Origin of the sequence: Microbispora sp. NPDC049633 (genome assembly GCF_040675265.1) — a bacterium.
GTDB lineage: Bacteria > Actinomycetota > Actinomycetes > Streptosporangiales > Streptosporangiaceae > Microbispora > Microbispora maris.
Genome location: NZ_JBFAOO010000009.1, coordinates 67,100 through 81,036, shown reverse-complemented (window position 1 = coordinate 81,036; position 13,937 = coordinate 67,100). Strand labels below are relative to the sequence as shown.

The 13,937-nt window shown below is 68.5% G+C and carries 14 protein-coding genes; 5 read left to right on the top strand and 9 right to left on the bottom strand.

Annotation, left to right across the window (positions count from 1 at the left end):
• Both AB0J39_RS04600 and AB0J39_RS04595 read right to left on the bottom strand, forming a co-directional pair.
• Positions 1-673: asparaginase domain-containing protein (locus AB0J39_RS04600; protein ID WP_363461800.1), on the bottom strand; the 673-nt coding region annotated here is incomplete at its 3' end.
• Between the two features lie 148 nt (positions 674-821).
• A complete protein-coding gene (locus AB0J39_RS04595) occupies positions 822-1,823 on the bottom strand; it encodes a LacI family DNA-binding transcriptional regulator (protein ID WP_363461798.1) in 1,002 nt (333 codons plus the stop codon).
• A 266-nt stretch (positions 1,824-2,089) separates the two neighbouring features.
• Between AB0J39_RS04595 and AB0J39_RS04590 the strand changes: the two genes are divergently transcribed.
• Positions 2,090-3,940, top strand: coding sequence for an ABC transporter ATP-binding protein (locus AB0J39_RS04590; RefSeq protein ID WP_363461796.1), 1,851 nt, complete (start codon positions 2,090-2,092; stop codon positions 3,938-3,940).
• 81 nt (positions 3,941-4,021) lie between these two features.
• On the opposite strand, the gene AB0J39_RS04585 is transcribed toward AB0J39_RS04590, so the two are convergent.
• Complete coding sequence (locus AB0J39_RS04585; RefSeq protein ID WP_363461794.1) at positions 4,022-4,324, bottom strand: hypothetical protein; 303 nt, start codon at positions 4,322-4,324, stop codon at positions 4,022-4,024.
• Between the two features lie 544 nt (positions 4,325-4,868).
• Here AB0J39_RS04585 and AB0J39_RS04580 point away from each other — a divergent pair.
• Both AB0J39_RS04580 and mltG read left to right on the top strand, forming a co-directional pair.
• Positions 4,869-5,048: a hypothetical protein gene (locus AB0J39_RS04580; RefSeq protein WP_363461792.1), complete on the top strand. Its 180-nt coding sequence runs from the start codon at positions 4,869-4,871 to the stop codon at positions 5,046-5,048.
• Positions 5,042-5,524, top strand: a complete 483-nt coding sequence (mltG, locus tag AB0J39_RS04575) for an endolytic transglycosylase MltG (protein ID WP_363461790.1) — start codon at positions 5,042-5,044, stop codon at positions 5,522-5,524. The genes AB0J39_RS04580 and mltG overlap by 7 nt, the downstream gene beginning before the upstream one ends.
• Before the next feature lie 21 nt (positions 5,525-5,545).
• On the opposite strand, the gene AB0J39_RS04570 is transcribed toward mltG, so the two are convergent.
• Positions 5,546-5,887 (bottom strand): VOC family protein, encoded by a 342-nt coding sequence (locus AB0J39_RS04570; RefSeq protein ID WP_363461788.1) that lies wholly within the window; start codon positions 5,885-5,887, stop codon positions 5,546-5,548.
• A 761-nt stretch (positions 5,888-6,648) separates the two neighbouring features.
• Here AB0J39_RS04570 and AB0J39_RS04565 point away from each other — a divergent pair.
• Positions 6,649-8,355, top strand: coding sequence for a SpoIIE family protein phosphatase (locus AB0J39_RS04565; RefSeq protein WP_363461786.1), 1,707 nt, complete (start codon positions 6,649-6,651; stop codon positions 8,353-8,355).
• Positions 8,356-8,458: 103 nt separating this feature from the next.
• Here AB0J39_RS04565 and AB0J39_RS04560 read toward each other — a convergent pair whose 3' ends face one another.
• A complete protein-coding gene (locus AB0J39_RS04560) occupies positions 8,459-9,568 on the bottom strand; it encodes an acyl-CoA desaturase (protein WP_363461784.1) in 1,110 nt (369 codons plus the stop codon).
• 11 nt (positions 9,569-9,579) lie between these two features.
• Positions 9,580-10,668 carry a ferredoxin reductase gene (locus AB0J39_RS04555; RefSeq protein ID WP_363461782.1) on the bottom strand — a complete coding sequence of 363 codons (1,089 nt, stop codon included), beginning with the start codon at positions 10,666-10,668 and terminating at the stop codon, positions 9,580-9,582.
• Between the two features lie 277 nt (positions 10,669-10,945).
• Between AB0J39_RS04555 and AB0J39_RS04550 the strand changes: the two genes are divergently transcribed.
• A complete protein-coding gene (locus tag AB0J39_RS04550; protein WP_363461780.1) occupies positions 10,946-11,197 on the top strand; it encodes a hypothetical protein in 252 nt (83 codons plus the stop codon).
• On the opposite strand, the gene AB0J39_RS04545 is transcribed toward AB0J39_RS04550, so the two are convergent.
• The 3 genes from AB0J39_RS04545 to AB0J39_RS04535 all read right to left on the bottom strand — a co-directional run bounded on the left by AB0J39_RS04545 (position 11,167) and on the right by AB0J39_RS04535 (position 13,861).
• A complete protein-coding gene (locus AB0J39_RS04545; RefSeq protein WP_363461778.1) occupies positions 11,167-11,871 on the bottom strand; it encodes an STAS domain-containing protein in 705 nt (234 codons plus the stop codon). The two genes, AB0J39_RS04550 and AB0J39_RS04545, sit on opposite strands and share 31 nt — an antisense overlap.
• Before the next feature lie 94 nt (positions 11,872-11,965).
• The gene (locus tag AB0J39_RS04540; RefSeq protein WP_363461776.1) at positions 11,966-12,886 is read right to left on the bottom strand and encodes a HAMP domain-containing sensor histidine kinase; all 921 of its coding nucleotides are present in this window, start codon (positions 12,884-12,886) and stop codon (positions 11,966-11,968) included.
• Between the two features lie 240 nt (positions 12,887-13,126).
• The gene (locus AB0J39_RS04535) at positions 13,127-13,861 is read right to left on the bottom strand and encodes a GAF and ANTAR domain-containing protein (RefSeq protein WP_363461774.1); all 735 of its coding nucleotides are present in this window, start codon (positions 13,859-13,861) and stop codon (positions 13,127-13,129) included.
• Positions 13,862-13,937: the final 76 nt, after the last annotated feature.

Below are 13,937 nucleotides of genomic sequence, written 5' to 3'. Positions count from 1 at the left end.
CTTCGACGACACCCGGGTGGACGTCGAAGCGGGGGCCGGGCGGGTCCAGCGGCGCCGGCCGCACCGGCCTCGCCGTGATGTGTGCCCCCGTCGAGTCGACGCGGCCGACGGAACCGCCGTCCAGGGTCCTGAACGGCTGGGCGGCGACGGTGTGGTGCTTGCGGGTGCCCCGGGCGGCGAAGATTTGCCCGGCGAAGGAGATGAGCGCACCGCACCCGCGCGCATCGGGAGAGGCGGCGACGGCGACGGCCTCCCGGAGGTTGCGCGGCCCGTCGCTGTCGGGCTGGTCGGCCGCCCGCTGGGCGCCGGTGAGGACGACGGGCTTGTCGCCGCGGTGGACGAGGTCCAGGAGGAACGCCGTCTCCTCCATGGTGTCGGTGCCGTGGGTCACCACGACGCCGGTCACGTCGTCCCTGGCGATCTCCGCCGCGACGGCCTCCGCGACGAGGCGGAGCTCACGGTGGCCGAGCAGGTAGGAGCCGAGGGCGGCCCTCGACCTCGACGTCCCCGTAGCCGGTGGAGCCGAGGAGTTGCGCGGCGGTCCTGCGCGCCACCGCCGGGCCGCCGGATTCGCTGCTCGACGTGCGAGGAGCGAAAACGAGACCCTGACTTTTTCTGCGTGCGATGAGACGTGGCCGCCCGCTTGTCGCGCGCCCGTCACGTATGCGTACATCGACGTCCCGCCGGCCGACGGCGGAATGGTCGACCCCACGCGCCTGACCGGGTGGGCCGCACCTGGGGAGCGGTGCGTCCCGGGTCACTACCCAAACCTTTGTGCGACCTTCAGGCGGGTTAGATGTGGCATCCGCCCATGTCAAGGGTCACATGGACGGGCCGGACCCGTCCGTGCCGGCGGACCGAGAGGCCTCCGCCGACACCGTCGACTCGCGGACGACGAGCGTGGGCGGCAGGCGCAGCGGCTCGACCTCGGCGCCCTGGAGCAGGTCGAGCAGCATCTCCAGCCCGCGCCGTCCGATCTCGTGCATCGGCGACCGTACGGTGGTCAGCGGCGTGGGCAGCTCCGCCGTCAGCGCGGTGTCGTTGTATCCGACCAGCGCGACGTCGTCGGGGATCGACAGCTTCCTGTCGCGCAGCGCACCCATGACGCCGATCGCCGCGAAGTCGTTGGCGGCGAAGATCGCGTCCGGCAGCGGGCGGCTGTCGAGGATCCGCTCCGCCGCCTCGCGCCCGCCCTGCGCGTCGAAGTGGCCGTGGACGACGCGGTGCGGCGGGACGTCCACACCCGCCAGGATCGCGACGTCGCGGCGTCCGATGGAGACGAGGTGCTCGCCCACCAGCCTGCCGCCGAGATGGTCGTCGCAGGTCACGGACGGGAAGTCGCGGGCGCGCCGGGAGACGAGGACGAACTTCATCCCGCGCTCGGCGACCCCCTGCAGGAACTCGCCGTCGAACTGCGCGTCACCGAAGATCATGCCCTCGACCCGGCGGGACAGCAGCGTCTCGGTCGCGCGCGCCCGCTTCTGCGGGTCGTCGAGGGAGTTGGTGACGAAGGTGGCGAAGCCCTTCTCCGTGGCCGCCTCGTCGATTCCCTCGTAGATGGTGGCGAGCACGTAGTCCTGGAGCCGGGGCACGATCACGCCGATCAGCCGGGAGCGCTGCGTCCGCAGCCCGACGGCCTGTGGATTGGGCGTGTACCCGTGCGAGGCCGCCGCGGCCCGGATCCGGACGATCGTCTCCGCGGACGCCCAGCGGCGCGCCGACGCCTCGGAGGCCGAGTTCAGCACCCGGGAGACCGTCGAGGGGGTGACGCCCGTCTCATCGGCGATCATCTGGAGCGTGGCGTGGGGCGTCCGCCTGCCCATCGACACTCCCTGCACCCGCGATCGTCTGCCGGCCCGCGCCCATACACGTGCCGGACATGCCCATTGTCCCCTCTGGGACCGTGCCCATTGTCCCGCCCGGGACCGTGCCCATTGTCCCGCCTCCGGGCCGGTCCGGGAACCGCGCCCGCGCTTCGGATCCCCGAGGACGGTCACTCTTGGTAGTGGAGTGACAGGAAAATCGTTCGCCCTTCCGTCGGGCCCTGCGGCAGCATGGCCACGGCGACGCCGGCATTCGGGAGGGGCTGATGGCTGTGCTCGGATCAGGTGAGGAGGTCGGAGACGGCCCATCTGCGCGGAAATCCGCGGTTCTGCTGGTGCTGCGCTACTACGGCGCCGAGCTGAGGCGTCAGTGGCGGGTCGCGGTGCCCACGCTGACGTTGCCGGCGATGGGGAACATCTGCCTGTTCTACCTGGCGCCCCTGGCGGTGGCCGGGCTCGTGGGGCACCTGTCCGGAGGCGGGGACGGCTCCGTCGGTGCGCTCCTGCCGTACGTGCTCGGCTTCGGCGCGGTGCTGCTGGCGGGTGAGGCGCTGTGGCGGGTGGGACTGCACTTCCTGAACCGCACCGACGCCCGGGGCATCGAGCGGCTCGGCGTGGTGGGCATGGACGCGTTGCTGGCCAAGGACGCCGCGTTCTTCCACGACAACTTCGCCGGCTCGCTGACCAAGCGGGTCATCGGGTTCTCCTCCAGGTTCGAGGAGTTCGTCGACACGCTCACCTTCTCGATCATGGCCAAGCTGGTGCCCCTCGTCTTCGCCTCGGTGGTGCTGTGGCGCTATCACCCGCTGCTGGTTCTCGTCCTCGTGGGCCTCATCATCGTCACCGGATTCCTCGTCGCCCCGCTCATCCGCCGCCGCCAGGCCCTGGTGGACGAACGCGAGGCCGCCAGGGTGCTGGTGTCGGGCCACGTCTCCGACGTGCTGGCCAACATGGAGACGGTCCGTGCGTTCGCCGCCGAGGAACGCGAAGCCGCGGAATACCGGGCGAGGATCGCCGAGCAGCGCAGGTCGACGCTCCGCTCCTGGGATTACGGCAATCTCAAGGTGGACACCGTCGTCGCCCCGCTGTCGGTGCTCACCAGCTCCGTGGGCCTGCTCCTCGCCGTGGCGCTGCGCGGCGGGCTCGGCGTCGAGGCCATCGTGGTGACGTTCACCTACTACTCGAACACGATCAGCATCATGTTCGAGTTCAACCAGATATACCGGCGCATGGAGAGCGTGCTCACCGAGGCGGCCCAGTTCACCGAACTGCTCCTCGAGCCGCCGACCGTGGTGGATCCGGTCGATCCGCAACCGTTGCGCCCGGCCGACGGGAGCGTCCGCTTCGAGCGGGTGAGGTTCGCGCACGGCCGCGGCCCCCTCCTGTTCGAGGACCTGGACCTGGACATTCCCAGCGGCGCCAAGATCGGGCTGGTCGGCCAGTCCGGCGGCGGCAAGACCACCCTCACCCGCCTGTTGCTGCGTCTCATGGACATAGACGGAGGCAGGATCCTGATCGGCGGCCAGGACATCGCCCGGCTGCGTCAGGCGGACCTGCGCAGCCTCATCGCCTACGTCCCCCAGGAACCCGCCATGTTCCACCGGTCCGTACGCGACAACCTCGCGTTCGCGCGGCCGGGCGCCACCGAGGCCGAGATCCTCCGGGCCGCCCGGGCGGCGCACGTCACGGAGTTCGTCGAGGCCCTGCCGGACGGCTTCGACACCCTGGTCGGCGAGCGCGGCGTCAAGCTCTCCGGCGGCCAGCGGCAACGCATCGCACTCGCGCGCGCCATCCTGCGCGACGCCCCCATCCTCCTGCTGGACGAGGCGACCAGCGCCCTGGACTCCGAAAGCGAGATCCTCGTCCAGGAGGCCCTGTGGCAGTTGATGCAGGACCGGACCGCGCTCGTGGTCGCGCACCGCCTGAGCACCGTCGTCCGCATGGACCGGCTCGTCGTGCTCAACCGGGGACGCATCGTGGAGCAGGGCACCCACGGCGAACTGCTCCAGGCGGACGGCCCCTACGCCCGGCTCTGGCACCACCAGTCCGGGGGCTTCCTCATCGACGACGACACCCCCGAAACGCTCGACCGCCAGCCCACCCAGACCGTCACCTGAGCAGCCCTGTCCGGCGATCACCCGCGGGGTGACCGGCGGACGGGCCGGGTAGGTGCCCCGCAGCCACCCGAAAAGGCGTCGTCAGCTTCCGTAGATGAGAAGGACGAGATATCCGGCTGGGCATATCGCCCAACCGCACCAGAACGACAGACGCGAGAGGTTCGCCGGCCTCGGCGACTGTGTCCGCGTCAGCGCCTTCACGGATAGGGCGGCCCCCAGGACGCCGATCGCCAGGAAGACAAGCGGCGTATAAACGACGAGAATCGGGATCGTGTAAAGGCTCAACGTCGCAATGAAGAGAAAGAACGCCACGACGACATAGGTGGCGAAAGCTGCGACCACACCGGCTAGGCCCCATAACAGTTGTCTCACCGGCACACGCATGATCGGATGATCCTCCTGTCCGAGAGGAGTCGCATGACCGGCAGAGGCGGCGTGCGATCGTTGTGTGAGCCCGATCATTGACCAGCGTACGGGCGGCCCGCTCGACATGGGCAGACCGATTCGGCCGCATTGCCGGGTCTTCTCACGCGGTGCGGCGGCGCGCCGCGCTGCCATACGAATGTTTTCGTTCAGGGCAGTTCGCGGCGCACCAGAGCTTTGGAGAAGGGTTCTCCGGTTCTCCGGGCGAACGTCATACGTGCGCGCACCTCGCTGAGCGAGCGCGGGCGGTATCCAGGGCCCCCGCAACAACTCTTGTTGAAGCGGACACCCGCGTGCAGCAGCACCGAAAGGGTCCGCCAGCCTGTGCTGTCCCTACGACGTGGAGCCGCGAAGGCGGAGCCGACATGGATGAGCGGCTGGGCACACCGGGGGCAGCGCCGATCGTCGAGGTCCGGGCCTGGATATGGCTGCTTGTACGAGGCACGGCACGGCAAACAGACGAAAGACGTCTTTCCAGGGGCCATACGGCCAGAGTAGGCCGATCATGCAGCAGGAGCGACAGATTTCCGGCAAGCCATTGAAGGAGTTCGAGCGGGCCGCCGAGGACGGTGCGGCGCTCGGCCTTCCCGCCTACGCCAAGGGCGCGCTGGAAGGATTCGCCTTCCCCGGGACCTACGACATCTCGCCCACGTCGAGCCGGAGAAGGTCCTCGCCGCGATGGTGACACGTTTCAGGAGCGTCGCCGAGGACACCGGCCTGGTGGAAGGCGCCAGGCGTCTCGGCCGTACGCCCTCGGAGATCATGACCATCGCCAGCATCGTGCAGGCCGAGTCGCGCGACAAGCGCGACATGCCCAAGGTCGCGCGGGTCGTCTACAACCGGCTGAACCGCACGCCCGAGATGAGGCTGCAGATGGACAGCACGGTCCTGTACGGCCTGAACAAGTTCGGCAGCAGGGCCTCGACCGAAGATCTCAAGAGCCGGTCGCCGTACAACACCTACATACGCCCCGGCCTGCCGCCCGGTCCCATCTGCAACCCGGGCGCGGACGCCATCGAGGCTGCCCTGAACCCGGCCGCCGGTCGCTGGCTGTGGTTCGTGGTGACCGACCCGGAGAAGGGCGTCATGAAGTTCGCCGACTCCCACTCCGAGTTCGTCAAGCTGGTCGAGGAGCACAAGAAGAACCTGAAGTCCGGGTGATGAAGCGGCGCGCAGGGCGCGTCATGACGGAGCGCCGCCGAATCCGATCTCGTTCCCGTCGGGATCGCGGTACGTGGTCTTGCGCACGCCGTTCGAGTAGGTCTCCTGCTCCGCCGGGTCCAGTCCTCGATCGGCGATTTGCGCGACGAGCGCATCGAGGTCATCGACGAAGATCGTGTGCATGGCGTGGCCGGCATGCTCGGGTCGTCGCTCGATGAACATGTATCGATGCTCCGCCAGCTCCCACACGGCCTCCGTGTCGTTCGGGAAGAACGCCGGCGGCGAACCCAGCAGCTGTTCATACCACTCCAGGGCCACCGCGTAGTCGGCCACCGGGATTCCCGCAAACAGGTCAAGGGCCATGATGTGATCATATGGATAACACCTCGGCTCTGTATAAGCCAAAGGGCCTTTGTCGATAACGCCGGAGCCGGAGCGCCCCCGCCGGAGGCGCAGCTCTTGTTTTCGAGGCAGCGCCCGGGATGATCGACGCGCTATGAGCGATGTCTCCCATGTCGTCTTGCCGCTGGTCTTCATCGCCATCGTCTGGACGTCACTTGCTGCGACGATCAGGAACTGGAGCGACAACGCTAAGGGGGACAGGCGGCCGCTCAGCACGCTCTCCTCAATGGCTATCGCCGGTCTATGCGTGGGTGCTGGTCTTTTGTTCTTGCAGTCCTGGTTATGAGGTGGGTGGCTATCGCGGCCCGAGCTGCCGCCGAACGGGCGCAGCGCCGCCGCCTTTGCCTCCCGGCGAATGTCGGACGATGACACTGTGTGTCATGCCGTATCCCGTACATGCGAGCGACCGCCGAACAACCATGCGTCCTTGGCCATTGAATTCGTCGACGGCACTGCGCACTCGCCGACACCGGTGTCGCGATTGCAGCCGGAGGATAGGTCGCGCCGAAAGCGATGTGCAGGCGTTCAGAGCGGCGTTTCACCGGGATGACCCACTATGGCCGGGCCCGCTCGACGAGTATCGCCCGTGCCTCGCCGATGGGATCCTCTGACTTCTTCACGGGAGCCGGCCGGTCCGATATGGCCGCGCGTTGCCCGAGTGCTCGGCGTGTCGGGGGGTAGGGCGTAGTCGTCGCGACGGATCGAAGGAAGGCAGAGCGGCGATGATGCGGCATCTGCCCGGAGCGCAGGGTCATGTCGGGCTGCCCGATCAGAGGTTGCTGCAGGCTGCCTTCGACAGCGCGGGGGCGGGTATCTATCTGACCGATTGTGCTGGGTCAATCACCATGGTGAATCGGCAGGCCGAGGCATTGCTGGACCGTCCCGTGGCGGAGATGCTGGGCGCCAACGCCCACGATCTGCTGCACAGGGGCGCCGACGACGGGCTGACTCCTCACTCCACCTGTCGGCTGATGAGGGTGCTGGAGCACGGCCGTCCGGCGGCGCGTGGCGAAGAGTCGACCTTCTTACGGGGCGACGGCAGGCTGCTGCCCGTCTCCTTGTCGGCCGCTCCGATACTGGAGGGCGGGCAGGTACTCGGGTTGATCGTCGTCTTCACCGACATCACCGAGCGACTGGACCTCTCTCGTCAGCAGGCCGATCAGCTAACCATGCTGGAGGACTTCAACGCCCGCCTGACGCTTGTCACTGAGATCACAACTGTGCTGACCCAGACGCTGGACGTGGACGAGGCCTTGCAACGGCTGGGCAGACTGATCGTCCCGCGGCTGGCCGACTGGGCGGTGGTGGATCTGCGTATCGATCATGACGAGGTGGAGCGGGTGGTGGTGATCCCTCCTGCGGATGAGGCGCAGGGCCCCCCGCTGCCGGAGCCCCCCAGTTCCCTGCTGGCACGGGTGCTGGATCGGGGCGAGACCGTCTTGTTGGGCCCGGACGACATGGCCCGCAAACCGGACTCCGGATTGGCCGCCGCGCAGCGTGAGCTGTTCGCCGCCCGGGGAACGGTGTCGGCCATCATCACGCCGCTACGCACCCAGCGGCAGGTGCTGGGGGCTCTCACTGTTGCGCGCACCGACCTGGACCGTCCCTTCGACGCCACCGATGTGACGCTGGTCACCGACATCGGGCGTCGTGCGGGGTTGGCGGTGGGCAACGCGCGCCTGTTCGGCCAGCAACGACAGGTTGCCGAAATGATGCAACGTCACCTGCTGGCTCCGCTGCCGCAGATGGGTCACCTTCAGATGGCCGCACGATATTTGCCGGCCCCGCTGGGGTCTCAGGTCGGAGGTGACTGGTACGACGCCTTCCTGCTGCCCGACGGCGTCCCCGCCCTGGTCATCGGTGACGTGGTCGGCCACGACATCACTGCCGCCGCTGAGATGGCCCAGCTGCGCAGCATGGTTCGCACGCTGGCGTGGGACCGCTGCGTGTCGCCCAGCCTGGTCGTCAACCGGGTGGACCAGGCGATGTCGGCCGTCACGGACGTGCCCATGGCCACGATGATCTTCGCGCGTGTGGAGGGCCCCGAAGGTGGTCCCTGGCAGCTGTGCTGGAGCAACGCCGGGCATCCTCCGCCCCTGCTGGTCACCCCTGACGGCCATGCCCGCTACCTGGAACAACGGCAGGATCTGCTGCTAGGGCTCCGCATGGGTATCGAATCGGCCAGGCGCGACGCCGTCGAGCCGATGCCGGCTGGAAGCACCCTCGTGCTCTACACCGACGGCCTCGTCGAAAGCCGCGGCAGCGACCTGGCCACCGGACTGGCCCGGCTACGGGGGCAGGCCGCGGCCATGGCTCACCGCCCGCTGGAGGACGTGTGCGACGAAATCGTCCGACGCATACTCCCCGGGACCACCGACGACGTCGCTCTTCTCGCGCTACGCCTGCCCGCGTGCGGCGCCGGCGCCTGATCGTGTACGGGGTCGTGCCCTGCGGCTCATTCGACAGGCATCGGCCCCGGACTCCCGCCGAGTCCGGGGCTTTGTCATGCGGCAGGTTGATGTCCGCCCGGCCTCACGCCGCGGCCTCAAGTGTCCGAGCGGGAGGTTCGGCCGCCCATGGCCGGCCCGGCCCCGGCAGGGCCATCCGCAGGACGCGTTTCCAGACCGAGCCCGCCTGCCGGGCCAGCGATCCGGACGTGTAGGGCAGGCCGAACCGCTCGCACAGGGCGCGGACTCGTGGCGCGATTTCCGCGTACCGGTTGCTGGGCAGGTCGGGAAACAGGTGGTGCTCGATCTGGTGGCTGAGGTTCCCGCTCATGATGTGGAAGAGGGGTCCGCCGTCGATGTTGCACGAGCCGAGTAGCTGCCGGACGTACCATTCGCCGCGGGTCTCGTTCTCGAGCCGGTCCTCGGTGAAGACCTGCGCGCCCTCCGGAAAATGGCCGCAGAAGATGATGGTGTGCCCCCACACGTTGCGCGCCAGGTTCGCGGTCAGGTTGCCGAGCAGGACGGGCAGGAAGGCCGGACCGGCGAGCAGCGGGAACGCGACGTAGTCCTTGACGATCTGGCGCCGTATCTTGGCCGCCACGGCGCGGAGTTGGGCCAGCGCCTCCTTCGGGTCCTTTCGTCCCGACGGGATCCGCTCCAGTTCGAGATCGTAGATCGCTATGCCGTACTCGAAGAAGAGGGCCAGCAGCGCGTTGTAGAACGGCTGGGCGAGATAGATGGGATGCCATCGCTGCTCCGGGCTGATCCGCACCACCGAATAGCCGATGTCGCGGTCCTTGCCGAGCACGTTGGTCCAGGTGTGGTGGACGAAGTTGTGTGAGTGTTTCCACTGGTCCGCGGGGGAGGCGGTGTCCCACTCCCAGGTGGTCGAATGGATCTTCGGGTCCCGCATCCAGTCCCATTGCCCGTGCAGGACGTTGTGGCCGATCTCCATGTTCTCGAGGATCTTCGCGGCCGCCAGTGCCGCCGTGCCTGCGGCCCAGGCGGGGGGCAGCCAGGAGGCGAACAGCAGCGCTCTTCCACCCAGCTCCAGCTTGCGCTGTACCGCGATGAGACCCCGGATATAGGACGCGTCCCGCTCGCCGAGGCTCGCGAGCACCTCGTCGCGGATCTTGTCCAGCTCGCGGCCGAACCCTTCAGCGTCGACCGAGGCCGGATGGAATGTGGCAGGCATGCGTGTTCCTCTCACAGGTCGATCTCGACGGGGCCGGCCGCCACCGACACGCAGGGCTGGATCATGTCTCCCGCATCTCCGTGTACCTGGCCGGTCCGCACGTCACGGACCCGGCCGGAGCGAAGGCGGGCGACGCATCCGTAGCAGATGCCCATGCGGCAGCCGCTCGGCATGAGCACCCCCGCGCTCTCGCCGACGGCCAGCAACGGCGTTCCGCCGTCGGCCTCGGCTTCTCGGCCGCTCCTGGTGAAGCGGACACGTCCCCCCGAACCCGCTGCCGCCGTCGGCACCAGACTGAAGCGCTCGACATGGAGCCCGTCCGCGGGCCCGGTCCAGTGCGTCTCGATGTCGTCGAGCATCGCCGGCGGTCCGCACGCCCAGACGGACCGCTCGGTCCAGTCCGGGCAGAGCCGGGCCAGATCGGCAGGCCGCAGCCGCCCCTCCGGCTGCGTGTGCCGCTCATGCAACCGAAGCCGAGGCCATCGCGCGGCCAGGCTCCGGAGCCGCCCGCCGAAGATGACGGCGCCGGATGACGGCGCCGAGTGAACCAGCACGATGTCCGGTCCCTCCGCATTGTCTGGACGCAGGCCTTCCAGCATCGCCATCACCGGTGTGATGCCGCTCCCGGCGGTCACGAACAGCAGTCGCGGTGGTGGTGGCTTCGAAAGGACGAACGCCCCCTCGGGCCGGCCCAGTCTGAGCACCGTCCCAGATGCTGTGTTCCGCACCAGGTGGTTGGAGACGAGCCCGCCCTGCACAGCCTTGACCGTGACGGTGACGCAGCCACCGGACCTTCCCGGGGCCGACGACAGTGAGAAGGTGCGCCAGTGTCGCCGCCCGTCGATATCGACGCCGATCCGGACCCACTGGCCGGGACGATGTGCGATCCAGCCCCGACCAGGGCGGATCACCAGGGTCGCCGCGTCGCTGGTTTCCGGTCGCACCGCCTCGACCCGGCCACACAGCTCCCTCGTGGTCCAGAGCGGATCGATCAGGCCGAGGTAGTCCTCGGGAAGCAGCGGCGACGTCAGCCAGCGCGCGGCTGCCGACAGCCGGTGCAGGAGAGTCGCAGAGGATGCGGTCGCGCGTGTAAGGATCACAGGGCCTTCCCGAGGCAGTCGAGGATCCCCGCGAATGGGTCATCCGTGCATACATGTACCCGACGCCCGTGTCCGGCACCCGTGGGCCGGGGCCACGAAGGGGACAGGAAGCGGCCCGCGATGGGTAAGGCCCCGGCAGGCGGCCGGCCTGCCGGCAGCACGGGCCACAGGAAGAGATCCGCGGAGTCCGCCGAAGCGCCGACGCGAGTGCTACGCGGAGGGCTTTGCGGGGATACCCACCTGGACCCGGTCCCATCCGCACGACGAGGAGCAGCGTATGACCATGGACGCTCCTACCGGGCTGCTCTACTTGCTGAGCGTCGGCAAGGAGAAGGAACTGATACTCCGTGTGCACGGCGAGACGCCCGCAGTCGAGAGACTCGTCAGCTGGATGGAGCAGGGCACTGTGGTGTCCCTTCAGATCTCCCACGAAGGCGAGCCGGGAACGTTCACCTACGTGGTCAATTTCCGGCACGTTGTGGCAGCCCGCTTCGCTCCCTACGCGTCGACACGGATCAGCAGCTTCTGAGCTGTCGCGTATGGCCCTGTGCGGTGCTCGCCCTCGTCTTTGCGGGGCGGGTCACCGGCTCGTTCGCGGCCCCGCCGCGCCTCCTGTGCGGCGAGGGCTTCGGCCTGCCTCGTGGCTGCGGGCATTTCGGCTGCCAGCATCGGGATGGTGCGGTCCAGGCCGGTTACATGCAGCAACCGAGACAGGTACGGGCGGGCCGCGGTCAGGGAGAGAGTGATCCCCATCGTCTTGGCGCGGCGCTGGATGCCGACCAGTACTCCCAGCCCGCTGAAGTCGCATGCCGCCACACCCGACAGGTCGAGAACGAGCATGTTTCTGCTGTAGCGCAGGACGTCCAGCAGATCCTCGCGCAGGTCGGGACTGGTGAAAATGTCGATCTCACCGGACAGCCGGATGGTCGTCGGCGCCGACGGGTCGGCCCTGCCGAGCGGCGCGGAGTCACGGATGGAGATGGAATGCTCCGGCCGGCGACGAGACGGGGTCTCTCGCGGCAGGATCGCCGGGTACGTGTCCGATCGGCGGTGTCGGCACCCGTTCAGCAGGCCCGCCGGCAGCGTGCTCATGCGCCCGCCCTCGTTCTGCCCGTCCGCATCCCGGGCATCGCCGTTTCGATGGGCTGCCGTGGTGAGGAGGTCGACCGGGAGGAGGCCGACCGTCCCCTGACTGGCGAGCATGAGCGCGGCCCCGGCAGGACCGTCCGCGGTGTACGGCGGGACGACCAGCAGGGCCGGCAGTGGCCCGGCCGGCGCCGAGAGATCCGGTGATGGCTCAGGGGGCGGCGATGGGCAATTGAAAGATGAAACAGGCGCCGCCGAGCGGGGAGGATTCGACCCAGACGGCTCCGCGGTGGGCTTTCGCTATATCCCGGGTGATGGCCAAGCCGAGGCCGGTGCCGGGCCCGCCCCGCTGGGATATGTTTTTGAGCTGGTGCATCCGGTCGAAGATGCGTTCCCTGTCCTTCTCCGGCACGCCGGGGCCGTCGTCGGACACCGACAGTCGCGCGTTGCCGTTGCTGCGGCCTATTCGGACCTGCACCTGGTGGGCGGCGTGGCGCTGAGCGTTGTCCAGCAGATTGGTGACGATCTGCGAGATCCGCGTCCGCATGGCTGTGACCTCGACGCCGGGGGTGCAGATGACTTCGATCGAGATGGGGTCGTTCCGGTCCGCGACCTCATGCCTGACCAGTTCGCACAGGTCGATCTGTTCCCAGTCGGCCTGGGCGGCGCGGGAACGAGCGATCAGAAGAAGCGCGGTGGCCAGCGCCTCCAGTCGCTCCACTCCGCGGAGGACCGACTCCAGCACGCGGGGGTAGTCGGCCTCGCCGGGACAGGTAGCCGCTTGTTCCACCGTGACGCGTATCCCGGCCAGCGGGGAGCGGATCTCGTGGGCGATGTTGGAGGCGAACTGCCGCTCACGGTCCAGCATGTCCAAACTCGCATTGATGTTGTTGACCAGCTGCGTCACCTCTTGCGGGTCACGATGCTGAGCGATTTGCGCGTGTTCGTCGCTGACGTTGATCTCGGCGAGATCACCGGAGATCGTACGCACGCGTCGCAGCAGGCGGCGGATGAACATCCGGCCTGTCACCGCGGCGGCCAGCACCATCACGAGGTTCCACCACCGCTTGCGGGAATCGGTGTCGCCCCCCGGACCTGCCCGCACCGAGCGCTGCAGGATCGACCTGCCCATCAGCTGCTCCTCACGAACCCTTTCGCCGCGTACGCTCCCTACCCTCCAATAAGCCGTTTACCTCGATCGAATGGCCGGCGGATGGGTCGATACTCGGGCGATCTCGTCGATGGTCGCGTACGTCGAGCTCCTGCACGACCTGACGCCGCCCGCACCGCAGGATCGACGCCCGGCGATCGGCGCCGGTCCTCTGGGTGTCGCGCTCAGCGGGGTCCGGTTCGTCGGGCGCCGGCGTTTCCGTCATCGGCCGTGATCGCCTGTCGGAGGTCGGGTGACGTCGTGTTCGCCGCGGATGACGGCATGTGCCGCCTCGGACAGGCGCAGGCCGCGGCTGCGCGCGTAGGTGTACAAGGAGTTGAAGGCATGGTCCATGTCGCTGCGGTGGCGCTCGGCCAGCACCCCGGTGGCCTGCTCGATGAGCGTGCGGCTGTTGAGTGCGATCTGCAGCTGCTCTGTGGCTGCCTCGTGCCGCTCCAGCCTGCGCTGGTGCAAGATGCTGATGGTGGCCACATTGGCCAGTGCCTGCCCGATGTGCAGCTCATCGGTGGTCAGCCGTCCGGGTGCCGTCCGCAGCAGGGTGAGGGCGCCGATGACCCTGTCGCGGTGGCGCATCGGCAGCGCCTGGACCGCGATGAAACCGGCGAGTTGCGCCGCTGCGGCGAAACGGGGCCAGCGCCCTCCCTCAGCGACCAGATCGGCACTGGTCACCGGCTCGCCGGTGCGGTAGCAGTCCAGGCCGGGGCCGTCCACGTCGTGGAGTGCGAGGAGTTTCACCATGCGAGCCTGCTCGGTGGAGGCCGCCATCGGACGCAGCCGGCCTTGCTGGTCGGCCAGCAGCAGCCCGGCCGCGTCGACGTCCAGCAGTCGCACGCAGCGCATGGTGAGCTGATGTAACAGGTCGACGACGTCGAAGTCTCCGACCAAGGTGTCCGTCAACTCGACGAACGCGTCGGTCAGTTGGCGTTCCCGCGTCACGACTGCCTCCCGGAGGAACCCGATCGCCGAACATCAACTCTTGGCCGGTCTGGGGAACCGCAGCGGACGTCTCCGC

Bases quoted from the DNA above. Each gene is read 5' to 3' on its own strand.
- AB0J39_RS04585 (WP_363461794.1), bottom strand. From the start codon at position 4,324: ATGCGTGTGCCGGTGAGACAACTGTTATGGGGCCTAGCCGGTGTGGTC.
- AB0J39_RS04560 (WP_363461784.1), bottom strand. From the start codon at position 9,568: ATGCCTGCCACATTCCATCCGGCCTCGGTCGACGCTGAAGGGTTCGGC.
- AB0J39_RS04545 (WP_363461778.1), bottom strand. From the start codon at position 11,871: ATGCTCGCCAGTCAGGGGACGGTCGGCCTCCTCCCGGTCGACCTCCTC.
- AB0J39_RS04540 (WP_363461776.1), bottom strand. From the start codon at position 12,886: ATGGGCAGGTCGATCCTGCAGCGCTCGGTGCGGGCAGGTCCGGGGGGC.
- AB0J39_RS04590 (WP_363461796.1), top strand. From the start codon at position 2,090: ATGGCTGTGCTCGGATCAGGTGAGGAGGTCGGAGACGGCCCATCTGCG.
- AB0J39_RS04595 (WP_363461798.1), bottom strand. From the start codon at position 1,823: ATGGGCAGGCGGACGCCCCACGCCACGCTCCAGATGATCGCCGATGAG.
- AB0J39_RS04570 (WP_363461788.1), bottom strand. From the start codon at position 5,887: ATGGCCCTTGACCTGTTTGCGGGAATCCCGGTGGCCGACTACGCGGTG.
- AB0J39_RS04550 (WP_363461780.1), top strand. From the start codon at position 10,946: ATGACCATGGACGCTCCTACCGGGCTGCTCTACTTGCTGAGCGTCGGC.
- mltG (WP_363461790.1), top strand. From the start codon at position 5,042: ATGGTGACACGTTTCAGGAGCGTCGCCGAGGACACCGGCCTGGTGGAA.
- AB0J39_RS04565 (WP_363461786.1), top strand. From the start codon at position 6,649: ATGATGCGGCATCTGCCCGGAGCGCAGGGTCATGTCGGGCTGCCCGAT.
- AB0J39_RS04580 (WP_363461792.1), top strand. From the start codon at position 4,869: ATGCAGCAGGAGCGACAGATTTCCGGCAAGCCATTGAAGGAGTTCGAG.